This window comes from Nonomuraea sediminis (genome assembly GCF_018531495.1).
Classification (GTDB): domain Bacteria; phylum Actinomycetota; class Actinomycetes; order Streptosporangiales; family Streptosporangiaceae; genus Nonomuraea; species Nonomuraea sediminis.
The window spans coordinates 1,123,098-1,138,162 of the sequence record NZ_JAHDTI010000002.1 but is presented as its reverse complement, the minus strand read 5'-3'; the positions used below and the strand labels follow the sequence as shown (position 1 = coordinate 1,138,162).

Annotated in this window: 16 protein-coding genes; 11 read left to right on the top strand and 5 right to left on the bottom strand. The window is 66.9% G+C overall.

Annotated elements, in window-relative coordinates; all coding sequences use genetic code 11:
* Window position 1: 1 nt before the first annotated feature.
* On the bottom strand, window positions 2–700 hold the full coding sequence (locus tag KIK09_RS13550) for an NUDIX hydrolase (RefSeq protein WP_214319456.1): 699 nt from the start codon (window positions 698–700) through the stop codon (window positions 2–4).
* 91 nt (window positions 701–791) lie between these two features.
* Here KIK09_RS13550 and KIK09_RS13545 point away from each other — a divergent pair, with 91 nt between their 5' ends.
* The 4 genes from KIK09_RS13545 to KIK09_RS13530 are packed head-to-tail and all read left to right on the top strand — an operon-like array spanning window position 792 to window position 3,432.
* On the top strand, window positions 792–950 hold the full coding sequence (locus tag KIK09_RS13545; protein WP_214319455.1) for a hypothetical protein: 159 nt from the start codon (window positions 792–794) through the stop codon (window positions 948–950).
* A gap of 13 nt (window positions 951–963) precedes the next feature.
* Window positions 964–2,259 (top strand): TIGR04013 family B12-binding domain/radical SAM domain-containing protein, encoded by a 1,296-nt coding sequence (locus KIK09_RS13540; RefSeq protein ID WP_214319454.1) that lies wholly within the window; start codon window positions 964–966, stop codon window positions 2,257–2,259.
* A gap of 12 nt (window positions 2,260–2,271) precedes the next feature.
* A complete protein-coding gene (locus KIK09_RS13535; protein WP_214319453.1) occupies window positions 2,272–3,105 on the top strand; it encodes an NAD-dependent protein deacetylase in 834 nt (277 codons plus the stop codon).
* 51 nt (window positions 3,106–3,156) lie between these two features.
* The gene (locus KIK09_RS13530; protein ID WP_214319452.1) at window positions 3,157–3,432 is read left to right on the top strand and encodes a hypothetical protein; all 276 of its coding nucleotides are present in this window, start codon (window positions 3,157–3,159) and stop codon (window positions 3,430–3,432) included.
* A gap of 30 nt (window positions 3,433–3,462) precedes the next feature.
* Here the strand turns inward: KIK09_RS13530 and KIK09_RS13525 are convergent, their stop codons facing one another.
* Together KIK09_RS13525 and KIK09_RS13520 are read right to left on the bottom strand one after the other, a co-directional pair.
* On the bottom strand, window positions 3,463–3,789 hold the full coding sequence (locus KIK09_RS13525) for a winged helix-turn-helix domain-containing protein (RefSeq protein WP_214319451.1): 327 nt from the start codon (window positions 3,787–3,789) through the stop codon (window positions 3,463–3,465).
* Window positions 3,770–4,261, bottom strand: a complete 492-nt coding sequence (locus KIK09_RS13520; RefSeq protein WP_214319450.1) for a hypothetical protein — start codon at window positions 4,259–4,261, stop codon at window positions 3,770–3,772. The genes KIK09_RS13525 and KIK09_RS13520 overlap by 20 nt, the downstream gene beginning before the upstream one ends.
* Window positions 4,262–4,451: 190 nt before the next feature.
* On the opposite strand from KIK09_RS13520, the gene KIK09_RS13515 reads away from it, so the two are divergent.
* The gene (locus KIK09_RS13515; protein ID WP_214319449.1) at window positions 4,452–4,838 is read left to right on the top strand and encodes a VOC family protein; all 387 of its coding nucleotides are present in this window, start codon (window positions 4,452–4,454) and stop codon (window positions 4,836–4,838) included.
* Window positions 4,839–4,955: 117 nt separating this feature from the next.
* On the opposite strand, the gene KIK09_RS13510 is transcribed toward KIK09_RS13515, so the two are convergent.
* The gene (locus KIK09_RS13510; RefSeq protein WP_214319448.1) at window positions 4,956–5,330 is read right to left on the bottom strand and encodes a nitroreductase family deazaflavin-dependent oxidoreductase; all 375 of its coding nucleotides are present in this window, start codon (window positions 5,328–5,330) and stop codon (window positions 4,956–4,958) included.
* Window positions 5,331–5,483: 153 nt separating this feature from the next.
* On the opposite strand from KIK09_RS13510, the gene KIK09_RS13505 reads away from it, so the two are divergent.
* The 6 genes from KIK09_RS13505 (at window position 5,484) to KIK09_RS13480 (ending at window position 14,337) form a co-directional block, all read left to right on the top strand.
* A complete protein-coding gene (locus KIK09_RS13505; protein WP_214319447.1) occupies window positions 5,484–6,131 on the top strand; it encodes a TetR/AcrR family transcriptional regulator in 648 nt (215 codons plus the stop codon).
* Window positions 6,132–6,244: 113 nt separating this feature from the next.
* On the top strand, window positions 6,245–6,535 hold the full coding sequence (locus KIK09_RS13500) for a hypothetical protein (protein WP_214319446.1): 291 nt from the start codon (window positions 6,245–6,247) through the stop codon (window positions 6,533–6,535).
* A gap of 312 nt (window positions 6,536–6,847) precedes the next feature.
* Window positions 6,848–8,314: an APC family permease gene (locus KIK09_RS13495; protein ID WP_214319445.1), complete on the top strand. Its 1,467-nt coding sequence runs from the start codon at window positions 6,848–6,850 to the stop codon at window positions 8,312–8,314.
* Window positions 8,315–8,625: 311 nt separating this feature from the next.
* Window positions 8,626–9,048: an effector-associated constant component EACC1 gene (locus KIK09_RS13490; protein ID WP_214319444.1), complete on the top strand. Its 423-nt coding sequence runs from the start codon at window positions 8,626–8,628 to the stop codon at window positions 9,046–9,048.
* The gene (locus KIK09_RS13485) at window positions 9,045–10,865 is read left to right on the top strand and encodes a caspase, EACC1-associated type (protein WP_214319443.1); all 1,821 of its coding nucleotides are present in this window, start codon (window positions 9,045–9,047) and stop codon (window positions 10,863–10,865) included. The genes KIK09_RS13490 and KIK09_RS13485 overlap by 4 nt, the downstream gene beginning before the upstream one ends.
* Before the next feature lie 385 nt (window positions 10,866–11,250).
* Window positions 11,251–14,337 (top strand): AfsR/SARP family transcriptional regulator, encoded by a 3,087-nt coding sequence (locus KIK09_RS13480; RefSeq protein WP_308164071.1) that lies wholly within the window; start codon window positions 11,251–11,253, stop codon window positions 14,335–14,337.
* Here the strand turns inward: KIK09_RS13480 and KIK09_RS13475 are convergent.
* Window positions 14,321–15,043: an ABC transporter permease gene (locus KIK09_RS13475; RefSeq protein WP_214319442.1), complete on the bottom strand. Its 723-nt coding sequence runs from the start codon at window positions 15,041–15,043 to the stop codon at window positions 14,321–14,323. The genes KIK09_RS13480 and KIK09_RS13475 overlap by 17 nt on opposite strands.
* Between the last annotated feature and the right edge of the window lie 22 nt (window positions 15,044–15,065).

Genomic DNA, 15,065 nt, shown 5'->3' with positions numbered 1-15,065 from the left:
CCTATGAGGAACGGGACATGGGGGGATTCAGCACCTGGCTCGGGCCCGCCCTGAAGAGCCGGGCGGGGCGTCCGGTCTCCGTCTGCCGCGTGCCACCGGCCGCGACGATGAATCCGCGGGCGCTCTGTACCTTGCGGTAGAAGTTCCTGGGATCCAGCCTGACGCCCCACACCGCCTCGTAGACCTGCTGGAGCTCGGAGATGGTGAAGGTGTCGCCGCAGAACGCCGTCGCCAGCGCCGAGTGCTCGAGCTTGAGGCGCGCGCGTTCGACGCCGTCGGTCAGGATTCGCCGGTGGTCGAAGGCCAGCTCCGTCCGTGGGGACAGGGCCTGCTCCACCGGCTTCCAGCAGGCGCCCGCCGCGTCCGTGCCGGCGACGGGCTCCGGCAGGCGGGGCGCGATCGCCAGGTAGGCGACCGACACCACCCGGTCGCGCGGGTCGCGGCCCGGCTCGCCGTACACCCCGAGCTGTTCCAGGTGCACCTCGCCCAGCCCGGCCTCTTCCGCGAGCTCCCGCCGCGCCGCCGCCGCGAGCCCCTCCTCCCGGTCGCGGAGGAAGCCGCCCGGCAGGGCCAGGGCGCCGCGGTGGGGCTCGATACCGCGCTCGACGAGCAGCACGTTCAGCACGGAATCACGCAGGGTAAGGATCACGAGATCAACGGCGAGCAGCACGCTCGGCGGCTCCCACTGATCATCACTCACGGACCCACGTTAACTTTTTGTCAGTCTGACAGGAAGCCCCAATTATGAGGGGAGCTTCTCGATCTGCGAACAGCAGGGCGACACGGTCGGCGTGGCCTATGTCTACCCGTCATCTGCGGGTATCGAGAAGATGCCGTTCTGCTGGGCATCGAGCGGCGAGAAACACTATCTGGGCGAAGCCCTCCGACATGGCGGATGGCCGATCCGCGCGATGTTCAGGCGCGGGGAAATCAGCTACGAACGCCTGTGAGTAGGCTGCGGACGTGACCAGGGACGTGCGGGTGGTGGTCCGCTACCGCAAGGCTGTGACGTACGGCGTGCACGCGCTGCTGGCCGCGCTCCGGACCGCCGCGGTCGAGTGCGAGGTACGGCTGGGCGCCACACCGGAGGAGACGGCCGCGCACGTCGCCGAGCCCGGCGCCGACCGGGTGCTGGTGCTGTGGTCGTTCTACTCGCCCGATGCCGAGGCGATGGCCGCGGAACTGGCCACGATCAGGCGGCTGGGCGGCGAGGGCGGGCACGTCCTGCACATCGCGGGCGGCGTGCACGCCACGGCCGAACCCCAGCAGGTCATCGACGCCGGATGGGACCTGGCCGGCATCGGCGAGGGCGAGTCCACGATCATCGCCCTGGTCGAGGCGCTGCGGGAGGACCGCGAGCTCAGCACCGTGCCGGGCCTGGCGATCAAGGACCATGACGGCGTGGCGCTGCGCACCCGCCCCGCGCCACAGCTGCCGCTCGACGCCTTCCCCTCCTTCCCCTACGACAAGGGGCGCTTCGGCCCGATCGAGATCACCCGCGGCTGCCGGTACACCTGCCGCTTCTGCCAGACGCCGTTCATGTTCGGCGGTCAGTTCCGCCACCGCTCCGTCGCCGGCGTCCGCGAGCACGTCCGGGCGATGGCCGAGCACGGCCTGCGCGACGTCCGCTTCATCACTCCCACGTCGCTTTCGTACGGCTCGGCGGGTCCGGACCCCGATCTGGACGCGGTCGAGGAACTGCTGGTCGGGGTGAAGGAGGAGCTGCCGCCGCACGGCCGGGTGTTCTTCGGCAGCTTCCCCTCCGAGGTGCGCCCCGAGCACGTCACGCCCGAGGCGATGAAGCTGCTCAAGCGGTACGTGGCCAACGACAACCTGATCATCGGCGCCCAGTCGGGCTCCGACGCGATCCTGGCGGCCTCGGGGCGCGGCCACGGCGTCCAGCCGGTCCGCGACGCCGTACGGATCGCCGCCGAGCAGGGCTTCCGGCCGAACGTGGACTTCATCTTCGGCATGCCAGGCGAGACGGAGCAGGACCAGGCCGACTCGATCCGGCTCGCGGCCGACCTGGCGGACCTGGGCGCGCGCATCCACACCCACACGTTCATGCCGCTGCCCGGCACGCCCTGGCGCGATGCCGAGCCCGCGTTCATCCCGCTCACGACGATGCGCGAGCTGGACCGCCTGGCGCAGCGCGGCGACGCGTACGGCCACTGGCGCAAGCAAGCGGAACACTCCCAGCGCCTGGCCGAGACCGCCAAGGCCTACCCCCGCCGCACCCAGCGCCGCCGCACCGTCTAGCACAATGAGAGTGTGAGGGAGCTCGTCGAACTCGTGGGTGCGGGTGGCGTGGTGGTGCTGAGCGGCGCCGGGCTGTCCACCGAGTCGGGCATCCCTGATTATCGAGGGCCTACGGGACAGGCCAGGCGGGTCACGCCGATGACGTATCAGCGCTTCACCGGGTCATCCGAGGAGCGACGGAGGTACTGGGCGCGCAGCCACGTCGGCTGGCGGCAGATGGGCCGGGCACGGCCGAACGCCGGCCACCGGGCTGTGGCCGACCTGGAGCGATCGGGCCTGCTCAGCGGCATCGTGACGCAGAACGTGGACGGGCTGCACCAGGCCGCGGGCGCCCGGCGGGTGATCGAGCTGCACGGCGGCCTTGACCGGGTGGTGTGCCTGTCGTGCCGCCGCAGGACGCGCCGCGCCGAGTTGGAGACGCGGCTGCGGCTGGCCAACCCGGGCTGGGAGGCGAGCGGCCTGATCAACCCGGACGGCGACGCGGTGCTGACCGATGAGCAGGTGGCCGGGTTCACCGTGGTCGACTGCGCCGCGTGCGGCGGGCTGCTCAAGCCCGACGTGGTGTTCTTCGGCGAGAACGTGCCGCGCGCCAGGGTGGACGAGTGCTACGCGATGGTGGCCGGGGCCAGGCTCCTGCTTGTGCTGGGCTCATCGCTGTCGATCAGGTCAGGGCTGCGTTTCGTGGAGCGCGCCGCCGAACTCGGCATCCCGGTCGCGATCGTGAACCAGGGGACCACGGGTGGGGACCCGCTGGCCGTACTGACCGTCGACGCCCCGCTCGGAGAGACCCTGACAACCCTGGCCAGAACAACCGCCACAGCAGTATCTTTCCGTGATCTTGCCTAATACACGAGTTACCCTGGGCTTATCCGGAATGCCGCTTCGTGGAGGCAGGCCATGCCGAGCGATCCTGACCACGTGCTCGACGCCATCGACGGCGCCGTCGAAGACTGGGAGGCGCTGAGCGCCGACGCCATGCGGTGGGCGCCTCCGGAGAAGAGACGCGACGACCTGCTGGGGGAGATGACCGACATCTTCGGCCCGCTGGCCAACGCCCTCACCCAGGCGTTCCGCCCGATGGGTGAGGCCCTGATGCGATCCATCGAGGGCTCACCGGTGGGCCGCCTGCTGGAGCTGACCGGCGGGGACGAGGAGGAGGACGACGAGCGCTAGGACTTTGATACACGCCCCGGAACCCTTGCTCTACGGGTCGTTCTGGCCCTGGTCGCCTTGGTTCGGCATCCGGGCGAGGGCGACGATCCGCTCCAGTGCCGCCGCGTGCTGCCGGAAGGCATGCCTCCCCACGGGAGTGAGCTGCACGTAGGTGCGCCGCGCCCGCTTGTCCTGGCCCTTGCGCACCGCGACGTACCCGGCGGAGGCCAGAGCGGAGACCTGCTTGGACAGCGCCGAGTCGCTGGTTCCTATCGTGTCCCTGAGGAAGCCGAAGTCGACCCAGTCGGCCGGCGCCAGCAGCGCGACGATCGACAGCCGCGCGGGCACGTGCAGGAATTCATCGAACGCTGGGTCCATCAGCCTGACCTGCCTCCCGCAAGATGATCGTCTTCATGATCCGGCGGATCAGGGGCGTGAGCCCAAGGTATGCCACGGCCGTCACGGCGGCAGCGATCCCACCCTGCGACAGCAGTCCGGATGCCGGTGCATGGATCAAGCCGAAGGCAGCGATCCGCGCGACGACAAAGACCACGTAAAGAACGACGATCAATGCCACTCGGACGCCTATCTCCTGGTTCGTAGGCTTCCGGTGGACGGCGGTCCAGTGCGCGTACACCATCCCCACACCCGCGAACATGAAGAACCCGAGCACGAAGGCGATGGTGCTCCAAGGACGCTCGAGATCGGTCGATGCGAGCCCGACGAAGATCCCGAGCGCCGAGATGACCACATGCGGCAGCGGAAGAATCTTACGGACCATCTCCTCGCGGGTCTTGCCCTCAAGACGGCGAACGTTGTCGAGCGCTGACTGTGCATCCTGAGGATTCATACGTCCCCCCGCCGTTGACCACTTTCCCCTAAGGAAAGTAGCACCCATTTTCCTCACAGGAAAGTCGTCAGCCCACAGCGCGATCGGGTGGGCCACCCTCTGAGGCTTGTGACCAGGTCAAACGTGGACGCACACTGCCCGAGCTGGTTAGCCTTGGCAGAGAAACCCGCTTGTTGATGGGGTGGTAAGAGTGTCGGTTTCATTGCTGACGGTTGTCATCGATTGCCGCGACCCAGCCAGCCAGGCCGAATTCTGGGCCCAGGCGCTGGCATACAAGGTCAACCAGCGCAACCCCGACGAGTTCCAGGTCAGCGACCCAGACGGTACCGGCGGATCGCTGTACTTCATGAAGGTCCCCGAGTCCAAGGTGGTCAAGAACCGCCTACACCTCGACCTGGTCACTTCAGGCTCAATGGAGACAGAGGTAGCACGCCTGGTCGAGGCCGGAGCCCAACTAGTCGAAGTCCGGCAAGACCCCGCCTACCTCGACAACCCAGATACATGGACGGTAATGCGCGACCCGGAAGGAAACGAGTTCTGCGTAACAAGCACCACCACCATGACCGGCTGGGCCTGACGCCCGCTTTCCGGTGTGGCACTGATCCACTCGGCAAGCATGAGCTCACCCACCCGCCTGTCCCGATCATTACCCTCGATGAGGCGATCCGTCGACGGTGGTGCTGGGCGTCGGTCGTCAGCGGGCGGCCAGGTCCATGCGGAGGAACTCGGTGATGCGGAGCAGCTTCGGTGGGCGTGCCACGTCTTCGGAGAGGGCCAGGAACGCCTCGTCTTCCCCGACGAGGCGTGGGGCGGCGAGTTGGATCTCCTTCCCGTCGACCTGGAGTCGCGCACTGTCGGCTGCCAGGACGTTCTGCACCCAGTCCGAGCGCGATCCGTACACCAGAACGAACAGGTAGCCGCCGTCGACCGGATGCGCGTCGAGAGGCGTGCGGTATGTCGCGCCAGAGATGCGACCGACGTGAGTCAGCACCGGCCACTTCCCGCCCGCGATCGCGCGAGGGTTGAACACCCGCTTGTTCACGTGCCCCCACCAGCTCGGCATCGGCATCGGGATCTCCTTCTCTCGCCCTGACGGGGGCGCGCCGTAGGACAGACGTTCGCTGAGTCCCGCTCGGGAGGATTTTGGCTTACGCCCGTAAGGTGACTTACGTGCGTAAGGCTGACTTACACTCGTAAGGTTGTCAACCGCCCAGGAGCCGTCGTGTCACGACCACCACAACCGCTCAGCAGAGGTCTCGTGCTGGAAGCCGCGATCCGGGTCGCGGATCGCGGCGGCGTGGAAGCGATCACGATGCGGCGGGTCGCCCAGGAACTGGGCGTGGAGGCGATGTCGCTCTACCACCACGTACCGAACAAGGACGCGATCCTCGACGGCGTGGTCGACATGGTGTTCGCGGCGATCAAGCTACCCAGCGCCGAGTGCGACGACTGGCGCGACGCGATCCGGGCACGCGCCTGCTCCGCGCGCGCGGTGCTGTCGCAGCACAGCTGGGCTCTCGGCCTCATGGACTCCCGCCGCAGCCCGGGTCCGGCGACGCTACGCCACCACGACGCCGTCCTCGGCATCCTCCGGGAGGCGGGGTTCACGCTGCCGATGGCCGCACACGCCGTCTCGCTGATCGACAGCTACGTCGGCGGGTTCGTCCTCCAGGAGGCGAACCTGCCGATGGGGACGCCGGACGACGTCGAGGAAGTGGCCGGCACCATCCTCCAGCGCCTGCCGGTGAACGAGTTGCCGTACCTCACAGAGATGATCGTCGACCATGCCCTGCGGCCGGGCTACGACCACACGAGCGAGTTCAGCTACGGCCTGGACCTGATTCTGGATGCCCTCGAAGCTCGCCGCTGAGACCCACTTGCCCCTGAGCATCAACCGCCGAATCCGAGGTCGCTCACTCCGCCCGCGCCCGCCTGCTCGACCGATTCGGCACTGACGACCAGCGACGCTCGGCCAGCCCTCCGGTGCCGGCCACGGAGCTGCTGCGCCTGGTCCTTGACGCCTCTCACGACCCCGGCACCGGCGCTCCCGAGGTCAAACCAGAAGACCTGACCGACGCGCTCCAGATGATCGTCCCGATCCGGCGCAGTATCGACAGCCTGGAGTACCACGCCATCTCATTTGCCCGTAAAGCGGGCCTGACGTGGCGGCAGCTCGCGGACGCCCTAGCCCTCGAAAGCCCGCAAGCCGCTCAACAGCGCTTCCAACGCCTTGGCGACCGCCTGAACGAAACCACTGGCCGCCAGGACCTCTGACCCAGACGGCGCTGACAGCCTCCACCAGGGGTGGAAGACCACCGCTACGGACGTATCCCCAACGTCACCACCAGCCGCAAGCAAGGCTGTCCACGCCCGAGACCCCTTCATGACGAGCCAACGGCAGGTACGAAGCGCGAGTCCCCGCCGACCGCATCGACCCCGCACTTGTCCGCCTTTGCGACACCACGGGTTCGAAGGTCAGTAATTTCCGGAAAAAGGGTCTTCGGAAGAGGGCCCTCGGAAGAGCGCTTGGCTTGTCTGATCTAGGTTTGTCTGGTGCCCCCCTTCACGAAAGGTGAGGTGGCCGGGATGCCTGAAGCATCGGCGGGTGGGCAGAGTGGCGAGAATTCCGTCCGGCTTGGGGGCTACCAGCAGGAGCTGAAACGGACGCTCGGCTCCTTTCAGGTATTCGCGATCTCGTTCGCTTTCATCTCGGTGGCGGTCGGCATCTTCGCGACGTACGACGACGTGCTGCAGAACGCGGGGCCGGTCGGGATCTGGCTCTGGGTCATCGCGGCGATAGGGCAGACCCTGGTGGCGTTGGTGGTGGCGCAGTTCGCGGCCCGTATCCCGCTCAGCGGCTCCTCCTACCAATGGGCCTCGCGGCTGGCCAACCCGAAGATCGGCTGGGGGTTCGGCTGGCTGACCTTCTGCTATCTGGCGATCGCGGTGGTAGCGGTCGACAATGCGCTCGCCAGCCAAGCATTCATGCCGCTCGCCGGCCTCAAACCGGACGAGGATACGGCACGCCTGATCACCCTCGTGGTGCTCCTCATCCAGGTGCTGATCACAGTGGGCTCGACGCGCATCGTCAGCATGATCAACGCGAGCGCGGTAGGGCTCGAACTGGCGCTGGTCGTGGTGGTGGCGATCGCGCTCCTCATCGCTGTGGCGATCACGGGCGACGGCGCGGTCAGCAACCTCACCTCACGCGGTGTCACCCTGAACGCCCCCGGCTATTTCGCCGTTGGGGGCGGGCTGATGCTCGCCATGATCATGGGCCTCGCCACGCTCGTCGGCTTCGACTCCGCAGCGAACCTGGCCGAAGAGGCCAAAGATCCCTATCGCAGTGTCCCGCGCGCGATCGTGGCATCGGTCGTGGCAGCCGGGCTGCTGGGACTGCTCTTCCTGATCGCGCTCACCATCGCGATCGACGACATCCCCCGGATCAGCGCCAGCGGCTCCCCGGTCGCGGCGATCATGCGTGATCAGCTCGGCCCGGTGATGGAGAGAACGCTGCTGGTCGGCATCACCTTCGCGTTCTTCGGCGCCGGGCTGGTGGTGATGGCCGCGTGCTCGCGGATCGTCTTCGCGATGTCGCGCGACTCACGCTTCCCTGCCCACCGGCTGATGCGGCGGGTCGACCCGCGCACCCATACGCCGATCCCGGCGACGATCCTGATCTTCGTCATTGGCGTCATCCTGATGCTCGCGCTGCCGGGCGCCGCACTGCTGGAGCTGATCACGGCGTCGACGATCCTCCCAGCGATCATCTACGGCTCGACGATCGTCCTCTATCTGGTCGTGCGCAGACGACTGGATCGCAAGAAGGGCGCCTTCGACCTCGGGCGCTTCGAACTGCCGATCGCGATCGGCGCACTGGTCTGGTCGCTCGTCGCTCTGTTCGTGCTGGCGGTCCCGGCGGAGGCGCTGGTCCCCGTCCTCATCGTGGTCGGATTGCTCCTGGCAGGCGGGCTGTTCTTCCTCGGCCTGCTGCTGTTCAACCGCGAGGCCCTGGAAACCGAGCCCGGCGACCTAAGCGTCTTCAAGCACTGACCGCCCAAACCATGCCCGCCGCCTCCGACCGTTCTTCAGGCGGAGCAATCACCCTGCTTGGATGATCGAGACCGTGGTCAGGCGTACGGACGGTGGCGCGATCGCAGCAACTCAACGACGATCTATCAGGGGGTGCGCTCGCTCCTTCACCTGAGCGGCCGTCTCTATCGACCCGCGACTACCAACCTAGGAGAAGTGAGTTTCCACCTCGCCGGTGGCTGTGCGGCGTTTCTTGCGTTGCCGCTCAGCGACTAGCCGCGGGCAGCAGGTGCATCGTCACGAGTGAATTAAGGTCAGGGTGTAGGCCAACGATGCGCGAGATGCGGAAATATGCTGGCCGGGTGCCGTCACCGCTTTCGTTAGAGATCAAGCTGTCAATCGCGGACTCTGACGATCATGAACTCGCAGGCGAGGCCATAAACCTGCGATCCGCCCTTCTTGGTCTGGATCTCGATGATGTCGCGCTGGCCAGCAGTCCGACACCCGAGGGGGCCAAGGGCGACGCGATGAGCGTGGGCACCATTGTGATAGCGCTGGCCAACTCCGCCGTTCTCGTCGCTGTCGTGCAATCGGTGCGCGCGTGGATTCAGCGTTGCGGCGGGCGGAGCGCGAAGATAACTGACGGAGAACGGACATTCGAGCTGACAGGGCTCTCATCCGGACAGCAGCAAGAGATCATCGATGCGCTCCTGGCAAAAGCTGACACTCCCGCCAAGCCAATAGTGGAGCCGTGAGTGATGGCACGGTGAGCCGATATGCGTTGCTGGTTGCCACAGATGTTCACGAAGACGCGGCGTTCACTCGGTTGCGAACACCGGCCACGGATGCTGCTGCGCTAGCCAGAATCCTCGCCGATCCGCGCATCGGTGGATATGACGTTCGCATCCTGCACAACCGCCCCGCGGGCGACGTTCGCTTGGCGATCGAGGAGTTCTTTGCGGACAAGAAGCTCGATGATCTTCTTATGCTCTACATATCTGGGCATGGACTGAAGGATGACTACGGTTCACTCTCTTTTGTGACAACCGATTCGCGGCGAAAGTTGATGGCAGCCACGTCTGTTTCCGCGGAGTTCGTGCGTGCACAAATGCAGCGATCCCGTAGCCGTCGGATCGTCATCGCGCTGGACTGCTGCTACGCGGGAGCCTTCCCGCTTGGCATCCATCATCGCGGTGGTGAGTCGGTTGAAGTATTGGAGGGCCTGTCAGGACGCGGCCGGGTCGTGCTGACTGCCACATCCGAGCTCGAGTACGCCTTCGAAATGCACAACCGTGAGCTGGTGCACGTCTCACGCCTGGCTGGGGACACGACCTCCCTCTTCTCCGAGGCACTCATCGAAGGGCTTCGCAGCGGCGATGCCGACGCAGATGGGGATGGCCGAATTGAGGTGCGTGAGCTCTACGAGTACGTCCATGACAGGGTCAGGACCAATTCAAGTCGTCAGACTCCTCGTATGCAGTGTGACATCGACGGCTCGATCTATGTGGCGCTCGCCGCCAAGGATACGGGTACTCCAATCGAGTCACCTCCGGTTGCCGGCGGGCGGCGTTCCTTGCGTCTCCACTGGGCGGCGGCCGCGGTGGCATTGGTCGTGGCGACCGCGGGAGCCATCTCGCTCAAAGCGTTCGGCTCTGGAGTGCCCACGTCGCCGTCGTCCAACCCCTCGAGCGTTTCGGTACACACTTCTGGATCAATACCGGCCGACGGCGTGATCCCTATGGCCAAGGACGCTGACGCGCATCGTATAGCGGCTGAGTGGACTTCGGACGATTTCCGAGCCGCCATGCCGTACACCGTGCCAGCTACTCCCCATATCAGCACGGCCAAAGAGAAAGGAGAATCCAGGACAGTGGCGCCCATCGGTACTCCAACCGAGGGCTTAAAGGTCGCGCCTCCGGCCGTGGGCTCGGTGTTTTTCAAGGCGGCGGGACGCCGGTATCGATGCTCTGGCGCGTCCATTCAGTCGAAGTACCGCGACGTCGTCGTCACCGCGGCGCACTGCCTCTACGATCCGATAACCCGGCAACCGCATTCCGACTGGGTATTCGTGCCGGGATATCGCGAGGGCCAGATTCCGGTTGGTGTGTATGTCGGCAAGATCGGCCATCTGGATGTCCGTTTCGCCGAACAGGCTGACTACGCGTTTGACGTAGCATTTGTCAGCGTCTTCGGCTCAGGGAACGGAGTGCGGCTAGGAGATCAGGTTGGCGGCCTGGGATTTGCATCGAATCAAGGCCATGACGCCACCGTTCGAGTGTTCCGCGATCCCGATCCACCGTGTTCTGGCACAGAGTCTGCCGGCGCGCACGGTGAAGTGATCCTTGGCTGTGCGGCGGGGCCAAGCGTTGGCGGCGCTCCCTTGGTCGCAGCGTCTGACAACAACACTGCCTATGTCGTCGGTGTTGTTTCCTTCTTCGTGGACTCCGACCGTGACGGCCACACGGATCACATGGCAAGCCCTTACTTCGATGCGCGGATCTATGCGTCCTACAACCGCGCCAGCAATTTGTGGAGCGGTGGCTGGCGGGAGTCCAAGAGACTCGGCGATTAGGGTTGATCGGCCAAGTCTCTGACCTGCCGTGGTGGGTGGTGCATCGGCGAACTCCGAGCAGCGGGAGAGCGCGAACACGACCGGCAAGGCCGTGGGGCGTGCGTCCGTCTGGAAGCCATCCCTGGCTGTGAGGTCCCGCGGCAGCAGCTCGGGGCAGGGTCGGGCTGGCCACGCCGGGGAGGCGCGCCGTTCGTGAGGGGCTGGGCGTCGAGCTGTGTGGCGCCGGAGATTTGGCGTAGTTGGTCGGCCTGCGATGATGGCGATCCGATGAAGGCGGGGGGTGCGCGCGGTGACGGTTGGTCGGGAGTTGCCACGGTTCGGCACAATTGCTGACGTGAGAGTCGGATTGCTTGGACCATTCGAGGTGCGGAACCACGATGGGGCCGTGGTGGAGGTTCCTGGGATTCGGCTGCGCGCACTGCTGGCCGCGCTCGCCCTCGAACCTGGCCGGATCGTCACCCGTTCGAGGCTGGTGGACTGGATCTGGGGGGAACAGCCGCCCGCGGACGAGGTGAACGCCGTGCAGGCGTTGGTGTCCAGGCTGCGCAGGGTGTTGCCGGACGGTGTGATCGAGGCGGATTCCGGCGGGTACCGGCTGGCCGTAGCTCCTGATGCCGTGGACGTGAGCCGGTTCGAGCAGCTGGTCGGTCAGGCCCGCACCGCCGAGCCCGCGGCGCGGGCGGATCTGCTGCGTACGGCCTTGGCCTTGTGGCGCGGTAACGCCATGGCGGACATCGCTCTGAGCGGCAGCGAGGCGTTCGACACCGCGGTCGCGCGGCTGGACGAACTCCACGTCGCCGCGCTCGGGGATCGGGTGGATGCGGATATTCGCCTCGGCCGCGGCTCGGAGTTGCTCTCCGAGCTGACCGAGCTGGTCGCCACGTATCCGCTGCGCGAGGGGTTCGTGGCGGCCCTGATGCGAGCGCTCGCCGAGGCAGGGCGTGGGAACGAGGCGTTGACGCTGTTCCAGCGGACGCGCGAGCGGCTCGCCGAGGAGTTGGGCGCCGATCCGTCGGCCGAGCTCTCGGCGCTGCACACCGCGTTGCTCCGTGGCGAGCTGGGCGAGCGGGCGGAGAACCGCAGGACGAACCTGCGCGCCCAGCTCTCGAGTTTCGTCGGCAAGGACACCGACATCTCCGCGGTCGCCGTTCTGTCCATCGGGCACCGGCTTGTCACCTTGACGGGGGCGGGTGGCTCCGGCAAGACCAGGCTGGCCACGGAGACCGCGCGGACCATGCTCACCGAGCTGCCGGACGGGGCATGGCTGGTCGAACTGGCCTCGGTGCAGGCGGGCGGTGATCTGGCGCAGGCCACTCTTACCGCGATCGGCCTGCGTGACCAGGCACTGCTCGGTGATGCGCGGGATGGGGAACCGATGGATCGGCTCATCGCCGCGCTCCGCGAGCGCGCGATGTTGCTGATCCTGGACAACTGCGAGCACGTGATCGAGGAGGCCGCGGCTTTCGCGGATCGGCTGCTGGGGGAATGCCGGAGGCTGCGGATCCTGGCCACGAGCAGGGAGCCGCTCGGCATCACCGGGGAGGTGCTGTGGCAGGTCGAGCCACTCGCGCTGCCCGCGGAGGAGGCGGACCCCTCCGAAGTCGGGTCCTCACCCGCGGTACGGCTGCTGCGGGACCGCGCGGAACTGGTGCGCAAGGACATCGGCGCCGACGCGCACACCTTGTCGGTCATGGCGCGGATCTGCCGGGCGCTGGACGGGATGCCGCTGGCGATCGAACTGGCCGCGGCACGGCTGCGCACCATGTCCATCGATCAGCTGGCGCGCGGGCTCGACGACCGATTCCGGCTGTTGACCGGCGGCAGCCGTACGGCACTGCCCCGGCACAAGACGCTGCGCGCGGTCGTGGACTACAGCTGGGACCTGTTGAGCGAGGCCGAACGTGGCGTGCTGCGGCGGCTCTCGGTGTTCTCCGGCGGGGCGAGCCTGGAAGCGGCCGAGCGGGTGTGCGGGGACGCGGCCGGGGAGCAGGTGCTCGACCTGCTGACCGCGTTGATCGAGAAGTCGCTGCTGCTCGTCGATGCCGAGGGCACGCCGCGCTACCGGATGCTCAACACCATCAGGGAGTACGCCGAGGACCGGCTCGCCGATGCCGGGGAAACCGAGCCGGTGCGCCGGGCGCACCTCGCCTACTTCACCGAACTGGCCGAGACGGCCGAGCCGCACCTCCGCCGGGCTGAGCAGCTGGAATGGCTGTCCACGCTCGGTACCGAGCACGACAACATCGGTACAGCCCTGCGCGGAGCGATCGCCGAGGGATGGGCCCAGGAGGCGATGCGGATGGTCGCGGCCGTGGGTTGGTACTGGTACCTCAGTGGGCACCGGACCGAGGGCACCGAGTTGAGCATCGCGGCGGCCTCGCTGCCCGGTGAGGTGTCCGATGAGGTGCGGGCGTTGGCCTACGCCATCGTGACAGTGTTCATGACCTCCGGGCCCGGCCGCGATCAGTATCAGGCGCAGGAATGGATCCACAAGGCGCACCGGTTCACCCAGCGCAGCGGGTCTCGTCACCCCATGCTCGCGTTCGTCGAGCTGTGGGAGCGGATGCTGGAGGAGCCAACGGATTTCCTGCCCGTGTTCGAGCCGCTCATCGTCGACGACGATCCATGGGTGCGCGCGCAGGCCAGGATCACTCGTGGCCGATTCCGGCTCATGCTCGGCGGCGACGAGACTGACGTGGACATCGACGCCGAGATCGCGCTCGCCGAGTTCCGCACGCTGGGTGACCGGATGGGGATCTCGTTGTCGCTGACCTTCCTGGCCGATCGGCTCGCCATGCGCGGCGAGTTCGCACGCGCGTGTGAGCACTACGAAGAGGCGGCTGTGGCGCTGACCGAGGTAGGCGCGACCGAGGACGTGGCCATCTCACGGGCGCGGCAGGCTCAGCTGTACTGGCTGCACGGCGATGAGCGGTCCAGCGCGTCCGCCATGGCCGAAGTGCAGCGATACGCGGACGGGATCGCCTGGCCGGACACGCTTGCCGAGTTGGAGCTTGCGAAGGCGCGGTTGGCGCGCTGGCGCGGCGAGCCGGACAAGGCACACCAGCACCTGGCCACGGTGTGGGAGATGCTGGGCAACAGGGAACTGAGCGACTTGGCCCGCGCGAGGACCATGGATCTGTACGGCTACCTCACCGAGGATCTCGAGAAGGCCCGCGCGCGTCGGAGCGAGGCGTTCTCCGCGGCTGTGGCGACGGCGTATCCGCCGCTGATCGCCGATGTGCTGGTCGGGATCGCGGATCTCGCGCTGCGCGAGGGACAGGATGAGCAGGCCGTGCGATTGCTCGCGGCCAGCGACAGCGTGCGCGGTACGCCGGATCGTTCGCTGCCGGACGCTCCCAGGATCGCCGCGGAAACGCGGAATCGCCTCGGCGAAACTGTGTTCGCCGAGGCGACCCGTGACGGGCAGCAGCGGGATTGGCGTGAGCTGGCCGAGATCACCCTCGCTTCGTGAACGTCCTGCGCGCCCACAGGTAGCCGATCAGCGCGATCCCCACGCACCAGGCGACCGCCGCGATGGCCGAGCCGGTCGACGGCGCGCCGGTCAGCAGCCCGCGCACGGTTTCGATGATCGAGGTGAACGGCTGGTACTCCGCGAACTGCCGCGCACCGGGCCCCATCTTGTCGGCGGGCGTGAATGCGCTGCTCAGGAAGGGGAGGATCATCAGCGGGACACCGATGAGGCCCGCGCTCTCCGGCGACTTCGCCGCGAGGCCGAACGCGACGGTCAGCCAGCCGATGGCCAGTACGGCCAGCACGACGATGCCGATCACGCCGAGCCACTGCGTGAAACTCGCTGAAGGCCGGAATCCCATCAGGAACGAGACCCCGATGATGAACGCGATGGCCACCAGCGTCCGCAGCATGGTCTCGATCACGTGCGCGTTCAACACCGCGCCCCTGGACACATGCATGACGCGAAGCCGGTTGATGAATCCCTTCGTCATATCCGAATTCACCGCGATCGCGGTGGGGCTGATCCCGTAGCAAATGGTCGTCACGATCAACCCCGGCGTCGCGTAATCGGCATAGTTGACACCGACGTTGAACGCGTCGCCGAGGATGTAGACCATCAGGAACATCAGAACGAGCGGCATGATGATGGCGTTGAACATCGCCAGCGGGTTGCGCATCGTGTGCCGGAAGTTGCGCCGCAGCATGGTCGCGGAATCTGAGATGGTG